This is a genomic window from Arthrobacter sp. efr-133-TYG-118 (assembly GCF_030209755.1).
GTDB lineage: Bacteria > Actinomycetota > Actinomycetes > Actinomycetales > Micrococcaceae > Arthrobacter.
Window position 1 is genome coordinate 31,881 of record NZ_JARVRH010000018.1, and the last position, 23,472, is coordinate 55,352.

Consider the following 23,472-nt stretch of genomic DNA (forward strand, 5'->3'; position numbering starts at 1 on the left):
TTTCAGAATTTTGTCGCGTCTGTGACGTACTTGGCAGCCGAAACGCCCTAAATCACGCGGAAGGGGCCCAAAACCGTGCCCCAACCGGCCGGGAATCCCCTGCAGGGCGGCTGCTTCGCGATCTGGGCGACAGCTTGCTTCCGCAGGGAAGCTGTCAGTCTGTGCAACTACAATTGGGGCTTACTCGGCTGTGAGGAGCTTTGGTGTTCGGCTTGACCATCTTGGACCTGGCGTTGATTTTGACGCTACTTTCCTACCTGATCTACGGACTGCGCAACGGCTTCTTCGTGACGCTCGGCGGAATCGCGGGCTTCGCGGTAGGAGCGGTGGCTGCCTTTATCGCGGTCCCGCTCGTCGGCGACTGGGTGAAGGACAGTGGCTGGAGGCTTACCGCCATCATCGGCTCGGCCGTAGTGCTCATTGTCCTTGGGCACGGGCTCGGTACCTGGATCGGCCAGCGGGTCCGCAAAGCCGTGCGTATCCAGCCATTGCACGCACTTGACCGCGTGCTGGGTGGTTTCGTCAGCTTGGTTGTTGCCGCACTAGTCATGTCCATGTTGGCTTTCAGCATCGGCTCCTTGGGCGTGCCGTTCGTTTCGCAGCAGCTAGCCGATTCCAAGGTGATCCGCTTCATCGACACCATGACGCCCACACCCGTCAAAGCCAGCGTGGCGCAACTGCGTTCCACGGTCATGGGCAACGGCATTCCGCAACTCATCGAGGGCATCGGCCCCGTTGCACCTGTGCCCATTCCGAACACCAGCACGGACACTCCCGCACTCAACAACGCGGCCCATTCCGTACTGAAGATTGCCGGCACGGCCTACCAGTGCGGCCAAAACCAGACGGGCTCCGGTTTCGTGGTCTCCCCTGGCCGCGTGGTGACCAACGCGCACGTCGTGGCTGGCGTGTCGCAGCCTGTAGTTGAAATCCCCGACGGCGGTGCGTTGCCTGGTCGCGTGGTCTACTTCGACAGCCAACGCGACTTGGCCGTGGTCGCCGTCGACGGTCTCCCGACGGCGCCGCTGCAGCTGAGCGCCGACCTTCCTGCCGGTTCGCCCGCGGCCTTCGCCGGCTACCCCCACGGTGGTCCGTTCCAGTCCAAGCCGGCCGCGGTGGAGGGCATCTCGACCCTGCTGGTGCCGGACATTTACGGCAACAACCCGTCCCCGGAACAGGTCTACAAACTGGCCGGAGACGTGCAGCCCGGCAATTCGGGCGGTCCGCTTCTGACGACCCAGGGGCAGGTTGCCGGCGTGGTCTTCGCCAAGACCACTTCGGATGTGGCCGTGGGCTACGCCCTGACTATGGACGAGCTCTCGCCAGTGGCCCAGCAAGCACCATCCCTGAGCGAGGCAGTGTCGTCAGGTCAGTGCACCAAGAAGTAGCCCTGCCCACCAAGGGACATGCTCAGCGCTTGATCTGAGCACTGGACATATTGCGATTATGTCCAGCCTTGGTCACGAAGAATGAGCATGTCCCCAGGGATGGGGTGCACATGTCCAGCCTTGGCCACGAAGAATGAGCATGTCCCCAGGGATGGGGTGCACATGTCCAGCGCTGGTCACGAAGAATGAGCATGTCCCCAGGAACGTGCTCAGTCGGAGGATCTAGACCGCGGTGGCGAGGTAGTCGATGGCCAGTTTGTAGCCCTGGACTCCTGCGCCGACGATGACCGCGGAGCACACTGGGGACAGGTAGGAGTGGTGCCGGAATTCCTCGCGCTGGTGCACATTGGTGATGTGGACCTCGACGGCGGGAAGCTGCACCGCTGCAAGGGCGTCCCGCAGTGCCACGGAAGTGTGCGTGTACGCACCCGCGTTGATGACGATCCCGACGGCGGTTCCGCGTGCGCCGTGAATGGCGTCCAGGAGGTCGCCCTCATGGTTGGACTGGACGCAGTCCACTGTGAAGCCGTGGGCCTCGGCGGCTGCCAGGGCGAGCTGTTCCACGTCGGCCAAAGTGGAGGTGCCGTACTTTTCCGGTTCGCGCGTGCCCAGCAGGTTCAGGTTGGGGCCATTGAGGACGAGGATGGTGCCGCGACCGGCTTCGGTGGCGATGGGAGCTTCAGTCATGACTCCCAATCTATCGGTGTGCGGCGACGGTCCGGCGTTTCTTACGCAGCCAACGGCAGCGTAAGAAACGCCGAACAGCAGCTACACCGCAGTGAAGCGGAGGAGCAGCGCGTGCTCAGGGTTCAGGACCGGCATAGGAAGCCCCACCTCAGCAAGGAAGCGGCCGCTTACTTCAGCTCCGGATGGCAGCCATGCCGGCGGTTGCACCTGTGTGAACGTGCGGGCGTAATCGGCGTCGCCGGGAGCCGGGAAAATGGCTTGCACCGCGTAGGAACGCCGGGGATCGAGGCCCGGAATGGCGACGCGCCCGGGTTGTTCGGCGAACGATGTCCGGGTGCTGACGACGGCGAACAGTGCGGACCCGCCGTCGTCGGAGACCACGCCGTGCAGCATCAGCGAGTCGTCCGGAACGTCCGCACGGACCATCCGCCCGCTGTGGATGAGCCCCCGGTGCTCCTTGTACAGGCCGATGAAGCGCTTGAGCTCCTCGCGTTCGGCGTCCTGCACCTGGCGGACGTCCCATTCCATGCCGAAATGCCCGAACAACGCGGTGATGGCGCGGAAGGAGAGATCGTGTGTTCGGGCCGTGGTGTGTGAGGTGGTGGGGCCGATGTGCCCGCCCACCAGTTCCGGTGGAACCACGACGCCCGTCCAGCGCTGGATGGTCTGCCTTTCGAGGGCGTCGTTGCAGTCCGATCCCCAGATCCTGTCGGTCCGCTCAAGGATGCCGAGGTCCACCCGGGCCCCACCGGAAGAGCAGCTTTCTATTTCGACGCCGGGGTGGGCTTTGCGAAGTTCGTCGAAGAGCCGGTACGCGGCCAGGGTTTGCGCATGTACGGAGGCGCGGCCTGCATGGCCGTGCTCGCCGAGGTCCCGGTTCTGGTCCCATTTGAGGTATTTGATGTTGTTTTCCCCCAGCAGGGCGTCGATCCGTTCAAAGACGTACTGCCAGGCCGCGGGGTTGACGAGGTCGATGATGTGCTGGTGGCGCCACTCCAGCGGGAGGCGGCCGCCGTCCTTGTGGGAGAGGGCCGCGGGGCCCACGATCCAGTCGGGGTGCGCCCGGGCAACGTCCGAATCCAAGTTGATCATTTCCGGTTCCACCCAGAGCCCGAATTCCATGCCATGGGAGTTCACGGCCTCGATGAGCGGCGTCAGGCCATCGGGCCAAAGGGTTTCGTCGACGTACCAATCGCCCAGGCCGGCATGGTCGTCGCGGCGCCCGCGGAACCAGCCGTCGTCGAGCACGAAGCGCTCCACGCCCAGCTCCGCGGCGGACTCCGCGAGCTCGATCAGGGTGTCCAGCCTGTGGTCGAAGTACACGGCCTCCCAGGTGTTGAGGACCACCGGGCGGGGCTTGCCGGCGGGGAGCCCCGAGGAAGCCGCGGGAAGGACGTGATGCGGGCGGGACCGGAACCAGCTGTAGAAGGCTTCGCTGATGCCGTCCAGGCCGTGGTCCGAGTAGGCGGCAAACAGCGCAGGCGTGGTGTAGCTCTCGCCAGGTTGGAGCACTACTTCCGCCGGGCCCAGGAGTTCAGAGCCGCCGATCATGGTGCGGCCATCGGCCACGGTGTCGGCGAATTGTTCATGGTTGCCGCTCCAAGCCAAGTGGGTGGCCCAGACCTTCCCGTGGCGGTTGCCGAATCCGGCGGTACCTGCGGCGAAAAGCAGCGAGGAATCGTGCCCCGTGCGGCCGTGGCGTCCCGTGCGTACCCACGTTCCTTGCTGGACGGTCCGGCGCTGTGGGTGGCGTTCGCGGCACCAGCGCCCGGTGAGGTCAAGGAGTTCGACGGCGTCCGGCCCCACCGGGAGGACGGTGGCCAGCTCGTCGAGCTGGAAGGGGGACGAACCGTCGTTGACGGCGGTGTGGCGCAGTTCGAGAAGGCCGCCGGGATGAAGCGTGAGCTTGGACGTCACGGTGATTCCGGCGTCGGGATCTTTCTGGACAATCACTGCAGAGGCGGCCGCTGCAGAGGCGACGGCGGAACTGGCGTCAGCCTGCACGTCCGCCACGCGAAGCCGGAGCGAGAAGTCCAGTCCCGGGACGCCGTCGGCGATTCGCTGGCCGCGCAGGCCCGGTCGGCCCTGCCAGGCGGAGGAACCTTGAGGGAGGAGCGTCGCCGGCACGTTGGCGTCGACGGCGGAGTGCGGGATGGGTTCGCCCAGGATGGCGAGGTCCGGGAGGGTGCTGCCGAGGTCGGCACCCCAGTGGATGACTTCGGCCTCTCCGTTGTCGAAACTGACCACCAGGCTTGTGCCGGCGGAACGGAGGTGGAGCGGGTCCATGGGCTGGTTCACTTTCAGAGAGGGGCGCGTTACGAGGGAGTGGAGAGTCCGGGCGCCGCCGTCAAAGGAGTGAAGCGGCGGCGCCCGGACTGGTTTCAGGGGCTGGTGTTACTTGAAGAGGTTGTTGACTTGGTTGTTGGCATCGGAGAGGGAGCTGGCCGGCTTCTTGCCGCTGAGTACTGCGTCCATTGCGGGCTTCATGATGCCGTCAACTTTTGCAGCCTTGTCCGCGATGGGGAAGAGGAACGTGGTGCCGTCTTTGACCTGCTGGGTGAAGGCGGAGACGTCGACACCCTTGGCTGCGAAGGCCTTGGCAGCCAGATCCGCGGAAGTGGAGATAGCGGGGAACACCACTGCCTTGTTGGCAACGACGTCCTGGCAGGCTGAGGAACCAAGGTATTCGACCCACTTGGTGGCTGCTGCGGGGTTCTTGGTGCCGGCCCAGATGGAGTCGGCCAGGCCGTTGAACATTGACGCGCGCTTACCGCTGGGGCCGACGGGCGTGGGGGCGATGGCAGTCTGAATACCCTTGTATCCGGTGTACTGGCCGATCATCCACGAGCCGCTGGTGTTGATCGCGGCCTTGCCTGCACCGAAGTTGTCCGACACGCTGGCGCCTACCGTTGTTTCAAGTTTGGGCATGTAGCCCTTGTCCGCCAGCCCTGCCCACCAGGCGATGGTTTCCTGGAACTTGGGGTCGTCGTAGTTGAACTTGGTGCCCCACGGGTTCTTGTCGGTAGCGGTCCAGCCGGTGGTTGCTGCGAGGAAGCTCCACTGGGTCTGGCCCTGGCCGGAGCCGGAGGACTCCAAGCCCAAGCCGTAGACGGCCACGTTGTTCTTGTCGAAGCCGGCTTCGTCTCCGCGCTTGCCGTTCTTGTCCACGGTCAGGTGGGCGATGGTCTTTTCGTAGCTGCCGCCGTCCTTGGGGTTCCAATCGAGCTTGGCCATCTGCTCGGCAGTGATGCCGGCGGAGTCGGTCATGGCCTTGTTGTAGAAAAGGCTGATGGTGTCCCAGTCCTTCGGGAGGCCGTAGCGCTTGCCGTCCTGGCCCACCCAGAGATCGGCCAGGCCCTTGTTGTAGCTGTCCAGTTTGACGCCGTCCTTGGCTACGGCGTCGTCGAGGGCCAGCAGCTGCTTCTTGGAAGCGAACTCCGGGTACTTGGACAGGTGGTCGGTGAAGACGTCAGGGGCGGTACCGGACACGAAACCGTTGGTCAGGGTGGTCCAGTAGTCGTCCCAGCCGCGCTGGGTGATTTTGACCGTGATATTCGGGTTGGCCTTGGTGAAGTCACTCGCGCACTGCTGGTAGGCCGGGAGCTGGTTGGCGTCCCACAGCCAGTAGTTGATCTCGCCCTTGGCTTCGCTGGAGGCGGGGGCGGATCCGCCGCCACAAGCGGAGAGTGATAGCGCGGCCGCGACAGCGACGGTGACGGCAGCTGCGACGGTGCCAATGGATTTCTTCATGGTGGACCTTTCAGGGGGTTGCGATAGAACGGGGCGGTGCTGGGGGATGACTTACTTGATGCCGGAGAAGCCGATGGAGTTGACCACCTTCTTGCCGAAGGCGATGAAGAGGATCAGGACGGGCAGCGCTGCCACGAGGGTGGCGGCCATGAGTCCGCTCCAGTCCGGTGCACCCTGCGGGGACTGTGACTTGAAGACGCCCAGGCCCACGGTGAGGACGCGGACACTCTCGTCCTGGCCCACCAGGAGCGGCCAGAAGTACTCGTTCCACTGGCCGATGAAGGTCAGCAGCGCCAGGGTGGCCAAGGGTGCTGCGGCATTGGGGATCACGATCTGGAAGAAGATCCGGAGGTGTTTGGCGCCGTCGAGCATGGCTGCCTCTTCCACTTCGCGGGACATGCTCAGGAAGAATTGGCGCAGGAAGAAGATGGCGAACGGCGTCATGAACATGAAGGGCAGCGCCAGCCCGGCGAAGGTGTTGAGCAGGCCCAGGTTCTTGATCATCAGGAAGTTCGGCAGGGCTGTGAAGATCGGCGGGACCATCATGGTGGCCAGGAAGATCGCGAAGACCTTGTTGCGGCCGGGCCAGCGCAGCCTGGAAAAGGCGTAGGCGGCCATTGCGCTGAAGAAGACCTGGCCGGCGGTGGTCATGGTGGCGAAGATGATCGAGTTTCGCAGGTAGAGCCAGAAATTGATGTCGGCGCCGGAACCGCCTTCGGCGATTGCTTGCTCGGGGCTTTGCAAGCCGAAGACTCGCTGGAACGCGCCCCAGCTGAAGTCCGCCGGAAGGAGGTTGCCCGCGTTCGAGGCGAGCGAATGGTTGCTGGACAATGCTGTCCGGAGCATCCAGAGGAACGGGGCGAGGGTGACCGCGACGGCGATCACTATGAGGACCCAAGCGCCTGCGCGGCGCCAGTTGAAGGGTTTCGTGCGCGTGCGGCGCGACTGCGGGGAGCCGACGACGGCGGTGGCGGACTCCCGCAAACGGCGGGAATTGGTGGAGGTACTCATGGCGGGGTTTCCTTAGTCCAGGTCCGTCTCGTTGCCTTTGAGGAACTTCATCTGGATGAAGGCCACCAGGGCGAGAATGATGAAGAGAATGACGGACAGCGCTGAGGCGTAGCCGAAGTCGGACTCGCCGAACGCCTTCTGGTAGATGTACATCTGGATGACCCGGGAGGCATTGACAGGTCCGCCTTGCGTAGTGACAGCCACGGTGTCAAAGACTTGGAATGAACCGATCACGGTGACCACCAGGACCAGGGCCAGCACCGGGCGCAGGAGCGGCATGGTGATGCTCCAGAAGGTGCGGGTGGGGGAGGCCCCGTCAAGGTTGGCTACTTCGTAGACGTGGTTGGGGATGGACTGGAGTCCTGCGAAGATCAGCAGGGCGGTGTAGCCCATGTGCCGCCAGACGTTGACGAAGGCAATGGTGGGAATGGCCCACTGTTCGCTGCCGAAGAAAGCGATGCGGGGTAGGCCCATCCAGCTGATGACTTCATTGACGATGCCCAGCTGGTAGTCCAGCATCCAGAACCAGAGCAGTGCGACGATCACGTTCGCCACCAGGAACGGCAGCAGCAGGACGCCGCGGATGAAGGTCGATTTGGCCACGCGGTGCATGAGGAGCGCGAGTCCGATGGCGATGACGGTCTGGAAGCCGATGTTCAGTGCCACGTACTGCACGGTGACGGCCATGGCGTTCCAGAAGAGATCGTCGCTGAAGATTGTCGTGTAGTTCTTCAAGCCGATCCAGGTGGGATCACCCAGGATGCTGTACTCGGTGAAGCTGAGGTAGATGCCCCGGATAGTGGGGACGAGGAAGAAAAGAACGAAGCCGATCATCGCCGGGAAGATGAAGAGCAATGCGATCTTCAAGTCACCGATCCGGCGAATGCCGAACTTGGCTGGTTTGCCCGGTTTGGGAAGCGCGGCGGGCTCCGCGTGTTTGGCAAGGGTGGTCATCTTCGACCCTTTCCTGACTGTGATGTGGGTTACAACTGATGGAAATCTACACGAGTAGATATGAAGCGGTCAAGTAAGTTTGTGAAGTTTTGTTCGAATATTTTGGATTTCTTGCTTTTTGTTGACTCGAGTAGATCCCGGTGATTCACTGGCCTGAGTCACTCGTCGTACCGCTTCCGGCGCGCCGAGGGCATTCTGAAGCCACACACCTGAATCGAAGGGCTAACAATGACGTTTTCTATGGGAGTAGTAGGCCTTGGCCAGTTCGGCGGCCAATTTGCCCACCTCTTCAAGCTCCACCCCGGGGTTTCCGCCGTCTATGCTGTGGACGAGCTCCCGGAACGGGCTTCCAAAGCCGTTGAACAGCTGGGGCTCGACGGCACCATGGGCAGTTTCGACGAGTTGCTGGCCTCCGACGTCGACGCCGTCGCCATCTTCACGCAGCGCTGGACGCACGGGCCGCTGGTGATCAAGGCGCTGCGCGCCGGGAAACACGTCTATTCGGCCGTTCCCATGGCAATCTCCGAGGAGCAGATCGCAGGAATCATCGACGCCGTGCGTGAAACCAAGCTTGTCTATGCCATGGGAGAGACCAGCTTCTACAACCCCGCCACCGTCTATGCCCGCAAGCAGCACGCCGCCGGCAAGTTCGGCCGCATCTTCTACACCGAAGGCGACTACGTCCACGACATGGACCTGGGCTTCTACGAGGCCTACCAGTACAGCGGCGGCGAAAACTGGAAAGCAACTGCAAGCTACCCGCCCATGCTGTACCCGACCCACGCCATCGGAGGCGTGCTGGGCGCCATACCGGGACACGCCGTGAGCGTCAGCTGCATCGGCGTCAAGGACGATCGAGGCGACGGGGTCTTCGACAAGGAAGTCAGCATGTTCGACAATGACTTCTCCAACGCCACTGCGCTGTTCGAAATGAACGACGGCGGCGTGATGCGCACCAATGAGATGCGCCGCGTCGGCTACCCCTCGCACATCCGGGAATCGCGCTTCCGCTTCTTCGGCACGGAAGCAAGCTTTGAACAGCTGGCCACCACCACGCTGTGGCAGGACAAAGAGGGAGTACTCGACGTCTCGGACCAAGTGGAGACCAAGCCCAGCATGTCGGCCGATGACCCCTCGTTGGCGGACGTGGCCCCCGAACTTCGCGGTGCGTTCATCTCCGGGCTCGCTCCGGTGCACGACGCCGGCCGGCTCCCGGTTGAATTCGAGGGAGCCCCCACCGGGCACGAAGGCAGCCACCAGTTCCTGGTGGACGACTTCGTCACGGCCGTGAACAAACGAAGCCTTCCCCCGGTCAACGCCTGGGTGGCGGCGCGCTTCACGCTTCCCGGCGTCGTGGCGCACGAGTCCGCCCTCCGCGGCGGCGAGAGGCTTCCCATCCGCGATTTCGGCGATGCTCCGGAGGCTTTGTAGCTAGCATGATCCAATGACTACTTCGGCAGTGCACACCCCGCGCGGACCGGTGACGCGCAAAGACGTGGCCCGGTACGCCGGGGTGAGCACTGCCGTCGTGAGCTATGTGGTGAACGGCGGCCCCAAGAAGGTGGCGCCGGCAACGGAAGCGAAGGTCCAGGAGGCCATCCGGATCCTGGGGTACCGGCCGAATGCCGCCGCGCGTGCGCTCAAAATGGGGTCCAACCAAACCCTCGGCCTCGTGATTCCCGACTCCAGCAACCCGTTCTGGGCGCTGCTGGGACACGCGGTGGAAGTGGCTGCCGCCGAGCGCGGATATGCCCTGCTGTTGACGAATTCCGACAACAACCTGGACTCCGAACGCCGCCACATACGCAACCTCGCTGACCGCCAAGTTGATGGAGTGGTCCTGGCCAGCGTCATGTTCGAACCCGATCTACTGGAGCTTTTCGGCACGGAAATCCGCTCGGTCCTGCTGAACCATGCCTCGGTCGCTCCCGGTTTCAACAGCGTGGGCGTAGACCTTGAAGCCGGCGCCCGCCTGGCCGTGGAACATTTGATCGGCCACGGACACACCAACATTGGACTCGCCATGGGCATCACGGCGGACAACGAGGCTGACGGGCGCGAGGAGGGTTGGCGGCGGGCGCTCGAAGCTGCCGGACTCCCGGTTGGGCCGCTCGCCCGCGGCGGGTTCGACCGCCCCGGGGGCTATGCTGCCGGACAACGCCTCCTGGCCGCGGACAACCGCCCGACGGCGATATTCGCCAGCTCCGATATGCAGGCAATCGGGCTCCTGCGGGCAATCCGCGAGGCCGGCCTGTCCGTTCCGGACGATATCGCCGTGGCGTCCTTCGACGGTTCGATCGAGGCCGAATACAGCTGGCCGGCCCTGACCACGGTGGAGCAGCCCGTGTGGGAGATGGCAGAGGCGGCAGTATCCGCGCTGGTGGGCGAGAATCGCAACGAACCCCCGCAGCACAGGGTCTTCCCCACCCAGCTCCGCATCCGGCAATCGTGTGGATGCCCGTAGCGCCCTCCCCAGCCCAACTAGCTCGCATTTGTTGTCGTTTTGAGGGCTCATAACGACAACAAATGCGAGCTAGTTGGGCCTCCGACGCTAAGGTGCGGCGATCCTGAGCTTCCCGACGCCGTCGGCGAGGATGCGCCGCGCATCCTCGCCGAGACGCGAATCCGTCACGAGCACGTCGGCCTCCTCCAGCTGGGCAATCGAGGCGATGCCCACCGTTCCCCACTTGCTGTGGTCCGCCAAAACCACCACGTTGCGGGCCGCACTGATGAAGGCCCGGTTGGTTTCGGCTTCCTGCAGGTTCGGCGTGGTGAATCCGGCCTCCGCATCCATGCCGTGGACACCGAGGAAAAGGGTGTCCAGGTGCAGTTGCTTCAGCGCGGCCGTGGCGATGGGACCCACCAAAGCGTCCGACGGCGTCCGCTCGCCACCCGTCACGATGACCGGGAAACCCTCCCGGGAACCCGAGGCATTGTGGAAGAGATCCGCAATCCTGATGGAGTTCGTCACCACCGTGATCCGCGGGCCCTCCAGGAGCACCTTGGCGAGCTCGTAGGTGGTGGTACCGGCGCTCAGGCCCACGGCCATGCCCTCGTGGACCAGGGTGGCGGCCTCGACGGCGATTGCGTGCTTTTCCTCGATTAACTGGGTGGATTTCAGCTCAAAGCCGGGCTCGTGGGTCCGGGCGTCGCCGGGTATCTTGGCACCGCCGTGGATGCGCTCGACGAGCCCGGACTCCTCAAGCGATTCGATGTCGCGCCGAACGGTCATGGCTGAGACGCCCAGCAGTTGCGCGAGGTCCGAGACACGGACAACCCGTTCACGCTGGACGGCGTCGACGATGGCGGTGTGGCGCGCTGCCTGAAGCATCGGAACCTTTCTGGAGGACGGCGGGTGGCTAGGCGGGAGCGGCGACGACGGCGACGCCTCCGGCAGTAAGGTTTAGCGTACCTCCGGTGGCGGTTCCGCTCAGGAGCTCGACGCCGTCGAGCGGTACCTCCACGTCCTGCGCGCTGTGGTTGATGACGAAAGTCCAGTCTTTGGCGCCGTTGCTCCTGCGGACGATTTCCACGTCTTCGGGAGGCTGAACGCCCAGGACCGGCTCCACCCCGGCATCCGAGCAGAGCAGCTGGACCAGTTCGGCCAGTCCTGCGCGACCCAGACTCGTGGCGACGTAGTAGGCGGCACCGCGTCCGGCGGATCCCGCCCTGCGGGTCACTGCCGGCGAGCCGTCGACGCCGGTGCCTGCGCCGCTTGTGCCTGCGCCGCCGTCGAACGTGGCCAGAACCTCCGCCCCGGTTGCCTTACCCAGCTCGCTCCAGACCGTCCCGGAGCCAAAGCGGCTCAAGCCCACGGTATCGCCGGAACGCAGGGGGAAGAATTCCTCCATGCTCACGCCGAGCAGTTCGGAGAATGCCCCGGGATAACCGCCTCCGTTGACCGGGTCCATGCGGATGTGGTCGTTTTCGTCGACGATTCCGGAGAAATAGGTGATCACCAGGGTTCCGCCGGCTTCGACATACCCATGGAGCCTTGCCGCGCCTTCATCCGTGACCAGGTAGAGCATGGGCGCGATCACCAGTTTGTAGGCGGAAAGGTCATCGGTGCTTTGCCGGATGTCCGTCGTGACGCCGGCCCGGTACAGGGCGTCGTGCCAGCGCCGCGTTTCCGGGAGGTTCCGTGCGTCCTCGCTGGGGTGCGAGTCCAGTTCGGTGCCCCAGCGGGCGTCGGTGTCGTGGATGATGCAGGCTTTGGCCTGGACGGTGGAGCCGGCCACCTCCGAAATGCTCTCGAGCGCATGGCCAAGCTCCACCACTTCGCGCCATACTTTGCTGTCACGACCGGCGTGGGGGACCAGTCCGGAGTGGTATTTTTCGGCCCCGGCACGGGAGGCCCGCCATTGGAAGAACAACACGCCATCGGTTCCGCGGGCCACGTGCTGCAGGGAGTTGCGCAGCATTTCGCCCGGCGCTTTGGCCACATTGCGGGGTTGCCAGTTGACTGCCGAGGTGGAGTGTTCCATCAGGAGCCATGGCTTGCCTTGCGCCCAGCCGCGGGTGAGGTCCGCCGTCATGGCGAGTTCCTGGAAGTTCCGTTCGTCGGCCGCAATCAGATAGTGGTCATTGGACACGACATCCATGTGCTCGGACCAGCGCCAGTAGTCCACTGGGGCGCTCAGGCCCATGGTGAAGCCCATGAAATTGGTGGTCACCGGGTGCTTCGAATATGCCCTGATGATGTCTGCCTCTGCGTTGAAGCACTCAAGAAGGGCATCGGAGGAGAACCTCGCGAAATCCAGTTGCTGCGTGGGGTTCACCCACGTTCCCGAACGGCGCGGCGGCAGGATCTCGGCCCAGTCGTAGTAATGCTGGGACCAGAAGGCCGTGCCCCAGGCGTCGTTGAGCGCGTCCAGGCTCCCGTACCTGGCTTGGAGCCACTCCTGGAAGCCACGCTCCGCGTGGGGGCCGAAGTCCGGTTGGTTGTGGCAGCCGTACTCGTTGTGGACATGCCACATCACGACGGCGGGGTGCCCCGCGTAGCGCTGCACGATCGCCGTCGTCAGGGCTGCTGCCGCCCGGCGATAGTCCGGCGAGCACGCCGCGAAGGCCTGGCGCGAACCGTAACTTTGCCGGACGCCGTCGGCATCCACCGGGAGTGAATCGGGGTACTTGCGGCTGAACCAGGGCGGGGGCGAAGCGCTCGCGTTCGCGAGATCCACACTGATGCCGTTGGTGTGGAGCAGGTCAAGGATCCTGTCCAGCCAGCCGAACTCGTACCGGCCTTCTTCGGGCTCCAGAAGGGCCCAACTGAAGATGCCGACACTGACCAGGTTCACCCCGGCTTCCTTCATGAGGGCGACGTCGTGTTTCCAGACCTCTTCGGGCCATTGTTCGGGGTTGTAGTCGCCGCCGAACGCAATCCGGCCGCCCAACTCGTCGACGATGTAATCCATTGCCATGCGTTTTATCCTTTGCTGGAACCGAGAGTTAGACCGGCCACGAATTGGCGCTGCAGCACGAGGTAGATGATCAGGGTGGGTATCACGGTGATGGTGGCGCCGGCCGCCAGCAGGTTGTAGTTGCTGAGGAACTCGCCCTGCAGGTTATTGATGGCAGTCGTGATCGGCAGCCGGTTACCGCTTTGGATGAAGAGAAGCGGCCAGAAGAAGTCGTTGTAGATGAAGATGACTTCCAGGGTTCCGAGCGCCGCGAGGGCGGGCCGGCACAGCGGCAGGATGATGTTCCAGTACTGCCGCCAGATCCCGGCGCCGTCCACCAGCGCGGCCTCCGTCAGGTCGGACGAGAGGGCCTTCATGTAGTTGGAAAGCACGAAAGTGCAAAACCCGATCTGGAATGCCGTGTCCACGGCGATCACCGAGATGTAGGTGTTGAGCAGATTGCCGGAATCGCTGAAGGAGTACGGCAGCGTGACATGTTTGAACATCTCGAACAACGGGGCCGCAAGGACCTGCGGGGGCAGGAGGTTGCCTGCCGTGAACATGATCAGAAGCGTGACGTTGAATTTCCAGCTCACCCTGGAGACGGCGAACGCCATCATCGAGGCAAAGAACAGCGTCAGGAGCACCGACGGAACGGTGATGATCACCGAGTTCAGGAGGTACTTCGAGAATCCGCCCTGGGTCCAGGCCTGGATGAAGTTGTCGAAATTGAAGGTGCCGCCAAGGCTGAAGTAGCCGAATTTGTCCGTATCCGCCTTGGGACGCAACGCCGTGAACAAGGACCAACCCAGCGGAATCAGCCACATGATTGCCATGACAGTCAGGAAAATATGGGTTCCGTAGTGGCGCTTGCCGGAGTTCCGGGTTGCGCCTGCGGCTGCCGTTGCGCGCGGGATGGGGTTGGCGAGGGTGCTCATGCCTTGCTCTCCTTGCCGAAGGTGCGGATGAGGTAGAAAACGATGGGGATCAGCGAGACGACCAGAAGAATCACCGCGAGGGACGAGCCGACCCCGATCACCTGGCCTTCGCCGATCAAGTTCTGGATCACCAGGGCGCTGATCAATTCAAGGCCGTTGGTCCCTCGGTTGATGACGTACACAATGTCGAAGGCACGTAGCGACTCGATGATCGTGATCACCACGATCACGATGTTCACGGGGCGCATTGCCGGGAAGACGATGCGGAAGAACGTCTGCGCCGCATTGGCGCCGTCGATCGACGCCGCTTCCCTCAGCGAGGGGTCCACGCCCTTGAGCCCGGCCAAGTACAGGATCATGACGTAGCCCGCGTGACGCCACGTAGCTGCAACCATGGCCGCCCAGATATTGACGTTGGAATCTCCAAACCAGTCCACGGCCTGCGGTGTGCCCGCCGTGCCCAGGAGGTAGTTCAGAAGCCCGCTGTCGCGGTTGTAGAACAGCTGCCAGATGATGCCGATGAGGGCCAACGACAACATGACGGGGGTGAAGAAGATGCTCTGGTAGATCTTGCTGCCGCGGATCTTCTGGTCCAGAAGTACGGCCAGCAGCAGGCCGAGGGGGGTTGCGATCAGGGCCAGGAAGACGAGCCACAGGACGTTGTGTTGAATGGCAGGCCAGAATGGGGGATAGTCCTGGACCACGTAGCGGTAGTTGTCCGTCCCTGCGGCCTTGATGTCCTTCAGGTCCAGGCCGTTCCAGCGGGTGAAGCTCAGCGCAATGGAGAAGAGCGTGGGCAGCCAGACCAGCAGGAGCTGGATCAGGGTAGGCACGCCCACCATGATCGCGAGGATGAATTTGTCGCGCCGGGTGAGGCGGCGGACCCTGCCTGCTTTGCCGGTCCGCCGGCCGGTGCCGGGCTGGCCCTTGACCGTGATTCGCCCGGCAGCACCGGGCTCGCTGTCCGGTGCTGCCGGTTTCTCGGCGGTAGTACTCATGGGTATTCCTTCAGCTACTGGGCTGCGTAAAGGGTCTTGGCCTGCGCTTCAAGGTTCTTGACGTCCACGGTGCCGTCCTTGATGAAGGACTGCAGCGCGGGGATCATCACGTTGTTGGCCATGGCAGGGAGGGCGTCCCGGTCCAGGAACTGGCTGATGTACTTGGCATTGGCGATGGTGTCCGCGCACTTCTTGTTCAGCGGGGTGAACTTTGACGTGTCGGCGCCCTTGACGGTGGCGATGTTGGAGCCATCCACGGCTGAGTACGCGTTCTGGCCTTCGGCGGATCCCATGAACGCCAGGAAGTCGTGCGCTGCCTTGTTGTCGCCGCCCTTCTTGGAGAGGAGCAGTCCGTCGATGGGGGCTTCGACGGCGTCGGTGCCTTCCACGGCGATTTCCGGGAACGGGAAGAAATCGATGTCCGCCAGCACGGCGGGATCCGTGAACTGCTGGGTCACGAACGAACCCAACAGGTACATTCCGGTCTTCTTGGCTTCGAGGGCCTTGGCGGCGTCCTGCCACGTCTGGCCGAGGGCATTGGGGTCTTGGAACGGCAGGAGGGCCTTCCAGGTGTCGAAGACATCGCTGACCTTCTTCTGGTCCCAGCTTTCCTTGTGGGCGGTCAGGTCCACATGGAATTGGTAGCCATTGAGGCGCATGTTGATGTAGTCGAAGGTGCCCATGGCCGGCCAGCCGTCCTTGTCGGCGAAGCCGATGGGGATGATGCCGTCGGATCTCATCTTGGTGGCCAAGGTCTTCAGCTCATCGAACGTCTTGGGGACCGCGTAGCCCTTTTCGGCCCAGAAACTCTTCCGGTAGAAGAAGCCCCAGGGGTAGTTGTAGTTGGGGACCAGGTACATCTTGCCGTCCGGCCCGGTGGAGGCCTTCTTCATGGCGTCGGAGAAGTTGCTGCCGATCGTTGCCCACACGTCATCTACGGGAGCCAGGAGGCCCTTGCCCGCGTAGTACTGCATGCGGTAGCCGGCGAACCACGTGAAGGCATCGTCCGGGCTGCCCTGGAGGTAGGAGTTGATCTTGTTCTGGAAGTCGTTGTGCGGGACGACATTGGTGGCCACCGCGATGCCGGACTTCTTGGTGAAGGCATCGGTGACGGCTTTGTAGGCGGCCTTGGGAACGTCGTCCGAGGAACCCGAGCCGAAGGTCAGGCTGTTCGAGGTGGCTCCGGGAGCCGGCCCGGAGCCGCCGGTGCAGGCAGCCAGCAGTGGAATGCCGGCGAGCCCCGCAGCGCCGATACCGAGCGTTTTCAGGATGGTGCGGCGTCCAGGGCCAGCATTGTGGGCCGACTGGAACGGGTCAAGATTCGCTGCCATGTTCTCTCCCTTGAAAGCGTGGTGCTTGTGAGGTTTCTCACGTAGAACTCGACTATAACCGCTCAAAAGAGAACATGAAAGCACTAAATATAACATTCTTGCGACGGAGGGTTTTAAGACAGAAGCGGCGGTCCTCCTTGGAGAGAACCGCCGCCTTAGCCTGCTGGCCTGAGGGGCTTTGCTTGTTTGGGCCAGAGCCTACTTCTTCAGCGACTCGGCGATTTGGGCCATGATGGTGGGGTCCGAGAGGGTGGTGGCGTCTCCGGGTTCGCGGCCTTCGGCGACGTCTTTGAGGAGGCGGCGCATGATTTTCCCGGACCGGGTTTTGGGCAGTTCGGGGACCACGAGGATGTGACGGGGTTTGGCGATGGGGCCGATTTCCTTGCCGACGTGGTTGCGGAGTTCGGTCACGGTCGCGTCGCCGCTGTCCTGTCCCGACGGGGCGGATTCGCGCAGGATCACGAACGCGACCACGGCCTGGCCGGTGGTTTCGTCGGTGGCCCCGACGACGGCGGCCTCGGCCACCCACGGGTGGGACACGAGGGCGGATTCGATTTCGGTGGTGGAGAGCCGGTGCCCGGAGACGTTCATCACGTCATCCACCCGGCCCAGGAGCCAGATGTCGCCGTCCTCGTCCTTCTTGGCGCCGTCGCCGGCGAAGTACATGCCCTCGAACCGGGACCAGTAGGTCTCCTTGAACCGTTCCGGGTCCCCCCAGATCCCGCGCAGCATGGCCGGCCAGGGCTCGCGGACCACGAGGTAGCCGCCGTGCCCGTCCGGGACGGACTCGCCCGCTTCGTCCACGACGTCGATCGCGATGCCCGGCAGGGGGACCTGCGCCGAGCCCGGCTTGGTCGCCGTGACCCCGGGCAGGGGCGCGATCATCTGCGCCCCGGTCTCGGTCTGCCACCAGGTGTCCACGATCGGGGCCGGGTCCTCCTTCTTCTCCCCGTGGTTTCCGGCGTTGGCGCCGATGACCTCCCGGTACCACATCCACGCCTCGGGGTTGATCGGTTCCCCCACCGAGCCCAGGACCCGGATCGAGGACAGATCGTACCGGCCCGGGATCTCCTTGCCCCACTTCATGAACGTCCGGATCGCCGTGGGGGCGGTGTAGAGGATGGAGACCTTGTACTTTTGAACGATTTCCCACCAGCGGCCCTGGTGCGGGGAATCCGGGGTCCCCTCGTACATGACCTGGGTGGCGCCGTTGACCAGCGGCGCGTAGGCGACGTAGGAGTGGCCGGTGACCCAGCCGACGTCGGCGGTGCACCAGAACACGTCCGTTTCCGGGTGCAGGTCAAAGACCGCCCGGTGCGTGTACGCAGTCTGGGTCAGGTACCCGCCGGTGGTGTGCAGGATGCCCTTGGGCTTGCCCGTGGTCCCGGAGGTATACAGGATGAAGAGCGGGTGTTCGGCATCATGCCCCACGGCGGTGTGCTCCGCCGAGGCGGCCCCGACGGTGTCCTCCCACCACCGGTCCCGGCCCTGGACCCAGTCCACGTCCTGGCCGTTGCGCCTGACCACCACGACATGCTCCACCGAATGTCCTGGGGCGGTCAGGGCCTGGTCCACGGCGGGCTTGAGCGGGCTGGGCTTGCCGCGCCGGTAGGTGCCGTCCGCGGTCACCACGAGCCTGGCCTGGGCGTCATCGATCCTGGAGCGCAGGGCATCGGCGGAGAACCCGCCGAACACCACCGAATGCACGGCCCCGATCCGGGCGCAGGCCAGCATCGTGATCACCGCTTCCGGGATCATCGGCAAATACACCGCCACCCGGTCGCCCTTCGCCACGCCCAGGGACTCGAACGCGTTCGCGGCTTTCTTGACCTCCTCGGTCAGCTGCGCGTACGTGTACGTGCGGGTGTCGCCCGGTTCGCCCTCGAAGAAGATCGCCACCCGGTCCCCGAGCCCGTTCTCCACATGCCGGTCCAATGCGTTGTACGCGGCATTGACCCGCCCGCCGACGAACCACTTCGCGAACGGCGGCTCGGACCAATCCAGCGCCTCGGTGAAGTCCGTGTCCCAGTCCAGCAGCAACCGGGCCTGCCTCGCCCAGAACGCCGGACGGTCCGCCTCCGCTTCCGCATACACCCCGGCGCCGACCACCGCATTCGCAGCGAACCCGGCGCTCGGCGCGAACTTCCGGTCCTCATGGAGAAGATTTTCAAGGGCATCGCCGTTGCCTGCCCCGTCGGATCCGGGTGCAGCGGTGGTCGTCGATCCATTGGCGTCCTGGGACATGTGAACCTCATCATTCATCGATCTCTGCCGCGCGGTAGTCCCGCAGCGAGGCCGCCCCGCGGCGCCAATCATGCACGGCGTTGGGCTGCGGCATCTCGCGGGATTCCGCAAAGAGCTTTTCCGGAACCCACCTTAGCGTTTTGAGCCGACAACAAGTGTCTGCGGTCACAATCTGGACCGTGAGCGGCTGGTGATTCGCGCCGAACGGCGACGAAGGCTCTTGACCCGGGCGCTGATTAACCAATTTGGTGGACACGAAGTCGGTCACTCAGTAGCCTTTGCTTGTTGGGCGGCTAGAGCCACTCATTTCTTGGGGGAAGCGAGCACCACATGAGCCCGCCATAGAGCACAGCGCCACCTACGCCGCGTCCCACAACGGGAAGCCATTCATCGTCCGCAACGGCTAACACTGCAGCGGAACGCCCGCATCACACTTATTCCGCAAGGCGCAATGTCGCGCCCATCGAAAGGACCCCCCAATGAGTCAGAACACCCCTCCTGCAGGGCCTCCCGCCGGATACCCGGCCCCCGGCTCACCACAACCCGGACCTTACGCGGGAGGACCGGCACAGAAATCCGGACAGTATCCCGGGTACCAGGGAGCACCGACGGGATATCCCGGATACCCGGGAGCACCGACGGGATATCCCGGATACCCGGGAGCACCTGCGGGTTACCCTGGCGCCGTCCCCGGTGGACAATTCGTGAGCAACAAGTCATTCCTGACAGCCTGGCTATTGGCACTTCTGCTTGGCGGACTCGGCGTTGACCGGTTCTACTTGGGCAAGATCGGCACAGGCATTCTGAAGTTGGTCACGCTTGGCGGTCTGGGTATTTGGTCGCTGATTGACCTGATCCTGCTTCTGACGAACAAGCAGACCGACAAACAGGGCTACAAGCTGGCTGGCTACGAAAAGCACAAGACGGTGGCCTTGATCGTGACCTTGGCGTTGATTCTCTTGAGTATCGTCTTCAACATTGCCAGAGGGGGTGCCTCCACCGCGCCGAGCGGGTCTGCTGCTGTCGTGCCAGCCGCATCTCCTGCCTCGAATTCCGGGGCTACGACTGCTGCGGCACCCGCCGGATACACAGTCGGCCAGCCAATGTCCGTAGACATGGGCGATGGCAACGTCGCCAAGGTGACTATCGTGTCGGCCAAGTACTCGGCGACGGCGAACGCGACCCTGAACTCGCCCGCCAAGAATGGCGGATACCTGATCCTCGACGTTCTGTGGGAGACCGAGAAGGGCAAGACCTCCTCGAACCCGTTGTACTTTGAGGCGAAGGATGCGGACGGCCGCAAAGGCGACGTTGAGATGTTTGTCGACGGCGCACTCGGCTCCGGTGTTATCCTCCCTGGCGACAAGGCTCGCGGCAACGTCGCCTTCGACATCGCGCCGGGCACATCGACTGTCATCATCACGACGCCGCTTCTGCAGGAGGCTGCGCGTCTCCAGGTGACCCCGCAGTAGCTTTAAGCTGCACAATGGCTCCGCACGGATCACTGGTGCGGAGCCATTCTGCGTTTTCTCGCGTCCGCGCCCAGCCTTCGTAGTGGCTTCAACTAGTGGACTGTCAGACGGGTGGCATAGGCTGAAGAGGTCTCGAGACGCGAAAACTTGCCGCCCGGTCCGGCCCGGAAAATACTGGGTGCACCCTTGGGAAGCAGCGTCCGGAACACCGCCGTACTAAGGAGATTTGCACATGAACCAGACGAGCCTAGGTCCGAAGAACGGCGCACAGGCGCCAGGATCGGCCCCCGAAGCAGCAGCTGGATCCGGGGCGCCAGAGCCCGGCAGCATGACCTCCCCGAAGTACCAAGCCGTTCTGGGTCCGTTCACTATCCGGGACGTGACCGTTTTCGGTTCCACCTTGCTGATGTTTGTGGGTTCCCTCCTGCCGATGTTTGGCGGGCGCTACAACCTATGGAATTTGGACAACCTATTCTTTCTGGCACTGGGCATCATTCTTCCCCTCGTTGTTGCCGCTCTGTTCGTTGCCCGCCGCCTGCAGCCGGGGAACATTGTGAGAATCGGTTCCCTCTCGACTGACCAGTTCTCTTCCGTCGTGGCGTCGTTCGCCCTGACCCTGTTCTTCCTGTCTGCGGCAGGCGCGTTTACCGTTTTCGTGCTCGTCGGACTTATTGGCTCGGTAGGACTTCTGGCCGCGACGGTCCTGGCTCCCCACCTGCCGCTTCTCCGCGACGATTTCAAGGACAGGGCTGAACAGCCCGCACACGTTGTGGCCCGGGAATCGGCCATTCCAACCCGTAAGCCTGCCGTGCCGAAGCCGGCCAAGCCTGAGCCGGCACCCGCCAGCCCGGGACCCGCCAGCCCTGCGTCAGCGGAGATCGCTGCCGTGCCGGCCCGTGCTGCACGCGTCGCCGCCCCTGAGGCCGCCGCCACCGAGGCCGCTGCCCCTGCGCTGGCCGGGGAAGCCCTTGCCACCGCACCCGCCGCCGTCGCACTCGCCGGACACGCCGCCGTCGTACCTGCCGAGTCCACAGAGGCTGCGGTCGCAGACGGCGGTCGGGAGGCGCCGGCCCCCACACCCGAGGAGCCCAAGCACCTGCCTGCTGCCACCATGGCTACGCCAATCGTCGGCGGCCCGGACACCGGCGCCGGGCCCGCCACCCAGCACATCGGCACGGTCGATCAGCCCCGCGTGCACCAGACCATCGGCGCCACCGTTGATCCAGCCACGCGAAGGGACGAATCCGAGCACGACTCCGGGTACGAGGCATTCTGGTTCGCCGTGGCCCATCCCCGCGTCGTTGTCGACGAGCACACAGGAATGCCCTCCTTCACCATCGAACCGGGCGCGTGGGTCCTGGCCCTCGAAGACCGCGGCGAGGAATTCCTCGTGCAGGATACTGACGGCAAAGTGGGCGTCCTGCGCGATCTCAGCCACATCGAACGCGGTTAACCCGGCTGGCCGTGGACACCGTCGTCGAAACCCCGCTGGCTTTGAAGCGGCGTGCGCGCAAAATCAACAAGGCGCTTGCTGAGCTCTACCCCTACGCCCACGCTGAGCTTGATTTCCGGAACCCGTTCGAGCTGGTAGTGGCCACCGTGCTGTCCGCCCAGACCACGGATGTCCTGGTCAACCAGGTCACCAAGATCCTGTTCGCGCGCTATCCGGATGCCCGGAGCATGGCCGAAGCCGAGATTGCGGAGCTCGAGGCGATCCTGCAGCCCACCGGTTTCTTCCGTGCGAAGGCGAAGAACGTCCTGGCGCTCAGCACACGCTTGGTGGACGAGTTCGACGGCGAGGTTCCCGGCCGGCTCGAAGATCTGGTGACACTTCCCGGCGTCGGGCGCAAAACGGCGAACGTCGTGCTCGGCAACGCTTTCGGCGTTCCGGGAATCACGGTGGACACGCATTTTGGCAGGCTGGCGCGCAGGTTTGGCTGGACGACGTCCGAGGACCCGGTGAAGATCGAGTTCGACGTCGCGGAGCTGTTCGAGCCCAAGGACTGGACCATGCTGTCCCACCGCGTGGTTTTCCACGGCCGCAGGGTTTGCCATGCGCGCCGGCCGGCGTGCGGAGCGTGCGCGGTGGCCAACTGGTGCCCGAGTTATGGCGAAGGCGAAAAGGATCCCGTCAAAGCGGCCAAGTTGCTCAAATACGAACTGGCGCCGGGCAACGAAGCGCTTCTCGCAAAGCTGCTTGCCGAGACCCACCGCGCGGCCGAGATTCGGATGGAATCGCAAAGGAGACCGGCATGACCGCGCTCGAGGACCTCGTCAGCCTCATCACCAGGATTGATTCCGGCCTGCATCCGGGCCCTGATCCGCGGATTGCCGCCGCAACAGTAGATCCGGACAAGGCGCGAAAAGCGGCCGTGCTTATGCTCTTCGGCGTCTTGGACGACGTCCCAGCCCAATCCGGGAAACCGGTGGCCCCGGCGGATTTGGACGTGTTGCTTCTGGAACGCGCCCACACCCTGGACGACCATCCGGGGCAGGTGGCGTTCCCCGGTGGCAGCATCGATCCCGGGGATGAGTCAGCAGTGGCGGCAGCCCTCAGGGAAGCAGTGGAGGAAACCGGCCTGGACAGTGGCGGCGTGCAGGTGCTGGGTGTCATGCCGGAACTTGGCCTGATCCGCAGCAACTTTGTGGTCACACCGGTCCTGGCGTGGTGGACGTCGCCCTCGCCTGTGAGGGTGGTGGACTACGCCGAATCCGCGCAAGTGTTCCGAGTTCCGGTGCGGGACCTCCTTGATCCCGACAACCGATACACGGGGACGCTCACACGACTTGGCCGGACCTTCTCAAGCCCCGTCTTCCAAGTCAATGGACTCGTGGTCTGGGGTTTCACCGGGATGGTGCTCAGCGGCCTGTTCGACGCGCTGGGGTGGACTGTTCCATGGGATGCGGACCGCCTGCTCGAGATAGAGATTTAGCTCGCGCTGTAGGTGCGCCGCCGGCCCCCGCAGGGGGCGCCACTGGTCCGCCGAGCGCCGCCGGCTCGCGCTACGCTGCGTGCGGGGCTGTTTTTGAAAGATCCACGACGATGCCCGTGGCGGCATTTTCCCGCACGGCGGTGATGCCGGCCGACACGGCCTTCAGCTGTTTAAACTGCGGAGACTCCGCCACCAGCGTTCCGTCGGCTGTCACCAGCCGGAATCGGTAGCCGTCTTCGCCGTCCTTGAGAATTTCGAATCGTCCAGCCATCGTTGCTGTTCCCCCTTGTTTACTGCCCGCACAGTGAGTGCGTCTTTGCACTGTGGCGCCCCTCACTTCGAACGCCATAAGGCGAGACTATCCAGA

20 protein-coding genes are annotated in these 23,472 nt (G+C 63.9%); 7 read left to right on the forward strand and 13 right to left on the reverse strand.

Annotation, left to right across the window (positions count from 1 at the left end):
* Positions 1-203 precede the first annotated feature (203 nt).
* Positions 204-1,388: a MarP family serine protease gene (locus tag QRN59_RS15160; RefSeq protein WP_284983324.1), complete on the forward strand. Its 1,185-nt coding sequence runs from the start codon at positions 204-206 to the stop codon at positions 1,386-1,388.
* 222 nt (positions 1,389-1,610) lie between these two features.
* On the opposite strand, the gene aroQ is transcribed toward QRN59_RS15160, so the two are convergent.
* The 5 genes from aroQ to QRN59_RS15185 all read right to left on the reverse strand — a co-directional run bounded on the left by aroQ (position 1,611) and on the right by QRN59_RS15185 (position 7,790).
* Entirely contained in the window at positions 1,611-2,075 is a 465-nt protein-coding gene (gene aroQ, locus QRN59_RS15165) for a type II 3-dehydroquinate dehydratase (protein WP_284983325.1), read from the reverse strand.
* Between the two features lie 81 nt (positions 2,076-2,156).
* Positions 2,157-4,361 carry an alpha-galactosidase gene (locus tag QRN59_RS15170; RefSeq protein ID WP_284983326.1) on the reverse strand — a complete coding sequence of 735 codons (2,205 nt, stop codon included), beginning with the start codon at positions 4,359-4,361 and terminating at the stop codon, positions 2,157-2,159.
* A gap of 108 nt (positions 4,362-4,469) precedes the next feature.
* Positions 4,470-5,825 (reverse strand): ABC transporter substrate-binding protein, encoded by a 1,356-nt coding sequence (locus QRN59_RS15175; protein WP_284983327.1) that lies wholly within the window; start codon positions 5,823-5,825, stop codon positions 4,470-4,472.
* A gap of 51 nt (positions 5,826-5,876) precedes the next feature.
* Complete coding sequence (locus tag QRN59_RS15180) at positions 5,877-6,836, reverse strand: carbohydrate ABC transporter permease (protein ID WP_284983328.1); 960 nt, start codon at positions 6,834-6,836, stop codon at positions 5,877-5,879.
* 12 nt (positions 6,837-6,848) lie between these two features.
* The gene (locus QRN59_RS15185) at positions 6,849-7,790 is read right to left on the reverse strand and encodes a carbohydrate ABC transporter permease (RefSeq protein WP_284983329.1); all 942 of its coding nucleotides are present in this window, start codon (positions 7,788-7,790) and stop codon (positions 6,849-6,851) included.
* A gap of 228 nt (positions 7,791-8,018) precedes the next feature.
* Here QRN59_RS15185 and QRN59_RS15190 point away from each other — a divergent pair, with 228 nt between their 5' ends.
* Together QRN59_RS15190 and QRN59_RS15195 are read left to right on the forward strand one after the other, a co-directional pair.
* Complete coding sequence (locus tag QRN59_RS15190) at positions 8,019-9,221, forward strand: Gfo/Idh/MocA family protein (protein WP_284983330.1); 1,203 nt, start codon at positions 8,019-8,021, stop codon at positions 9,219-9,221.
* A gap of 13 nt (positions 9,222-9,234) precedes the next feature.
* Positions 9,235-10,254 carry a LacI family DNA-binding transcriptional regulator gene (locus QRN59_RS15195; protein WP_284983331.1) on the forward strand — a complete coding sequence of 340 codons (1,020 nt, stop codon included), beginning with the start codon at positions 9,235-9,237 and terminating at the stop codon, positions 10,252-10,254.
* A gap of 87 nt (positions 10,255-10,341) precedes the next feature.
* On the opposite strand, the gene QRN59_RS15200 is transcribed toward QRN59_RS15195, so the two are convergent.
* The 7 genes from QRN59_RS15200 to QRN59_RS15230 form a co-directional block, all read right to left on the reverse strand.
* A complete protein-coding gene (locus QRN59_RS15200; RefSeq protein WP_284983332.1) occupies positions 10,342-11,121 on the reverse strand; it encodes a DeoR/GlpR family DNA-binding transcription regulator in 780 nt (259 codons plus the stop codon).
* A gap of 28 nt (positions 11,122-11,149) precedes the next feature.
* The gene (locus QRN59_RS15205; protein WP_284983333.1) at positions 11,150-13,210 is read right to left on the reverse strand and encodes a beta-galactosidase; all 2,061 of its coding nucleotides are present in this window, start codon (positions 13,208-13,210) and stop codon (positions 11,150-11,152) included.
* A 5-nt stretch (positions 13,211-13,215) separates the two neighbouring features.
* On the reverse strand, positions 13,216-14,127 hold the full coding sequence (locus tag QRN59_RS15210) for a carbohydrate ABC transporter permease (RefSeq protein ID WP_284983334.1): 912 nt from the start codon (positions 14,125-14,127) through the stop codon (positions 13,216-13,218).
* Positions 14,124-15,125: a carbohydrate ABC transporter permease gene (locus QRN59_RS15215; RefSeq protein ID WP_284983335.1), complete on the reverse strand. Its 1,002-nt coding sequence runs from the start codon at positions 15,123-15,125 to the stop codon at positions 14,124-14,126. Before QRN59_RS15215 ends, QRN59_RS15210 begins: the two co-directional genes overlap by 4 nt.
* A 14-nt stretch (positions 15,126-15,139) precedes the next feature.
* A complete protein-coding gene (locus tag QRN59_RS15220) occupies positions 15,140-16,456 on the reverse strand; it encodes an ABC transporter substrate-binding protein (protein WP_284983336.1) in 1,317 nt (438 codons plus the stop codon).
* A gap of 198 nt (positions 16,457-16,654) precedes the next feature.
* Entirely contained in the window at positions 16,655-18,700 is a 2,046-nt protein-coding gene (gene acs, locus QRN59_RS15225; RefSeq protein WP_284983337.1) for an acetate--CoA ligase, read from the reverse strand.
* A gap of 10 nt (positions 18,701-18,710) precedes the next feature.
* Positions 18,711-18,968: a hypothetical protein gene (locus QRN59_RS15230; protein WP_284983338.1), complete on the reverse strand. Its 258-nt coding sequence runs from the start codon at positions 18,966-18,968 to the stop codon at positions 18,711-18,713.
* A 436-nt stretch (positions 18,969-19,404) separates the two neighbouring features.
* Between QRN59_RS15230 and QRN59_RS15235 the strand changes: the two genes are divergently transcribed.
* The 4 genes from QRN59_RS15235 (at position 19,405) to QRN59_RS15250 (ending at position 23,105) form a co-directional block, all read left to right on the forward strand.
* Complete coding sequence (locus tag QRN59_RS15235; RefSeq protein ID WP_284983339.1) at positions 19,405-20,172, forward strand: TM2 domain-containing protein; 768 nt, start codon at positions 19,405-19,407, stop codon at positions 20,170-20,172.
* A 232-nt stretch (positions 20,173-20,404) separates the two neighbouring features.
* Positions 20,405-21,625: an MFS transporter gene (locus QRN59_RS15240; protein WP_284983340.1), complete on the forward strand. Its 1,221-nt coding sequence runs from the start codon at positions 20,405-20,407 to the stop codon at positions 21,623-21,625.
* Positions 21,626-21,636: 11 nt separating this feature from the next.
* Positions 21,637-22,428, forward strand: a complete 792-nt coding sequence (nth, locus tag QRN59_RS15245) for an endonuclease III (protein ID WP_284983341.1) — start codon at positions 21,637-21,639, stop codon at positions 22,426-22,428.
* Entirely contained in the window at positions 22,425-23,105 is a 681-nt protein-coding gene (locus QRN59_RS15250) for an NUDIX hydrolase (protein WP_284983342.1), read from the forward strand. Before nth ends, QRN59_RS15250 begins: the two co-directional genes overlap by 4 nt.
* Before the next feature lie 70 nt (positions 23,106-23,175).
* On the opposite strand, the gene QRN59_RS15255 is transcribed toward QRN59_RS15250, so the two are convergent.
* Complete coding sequence (locus tag QRN59_RS15255) at positions 23,176-23,376, reverse strand: YegP family protein (protein WP_284983343.1); 201 nt, start codon at positions 23,374-23,376, stop codon at positions 23,176-23,178.
* Positions 23,377-23,472 lie beyond the last annotated feature (96 nt).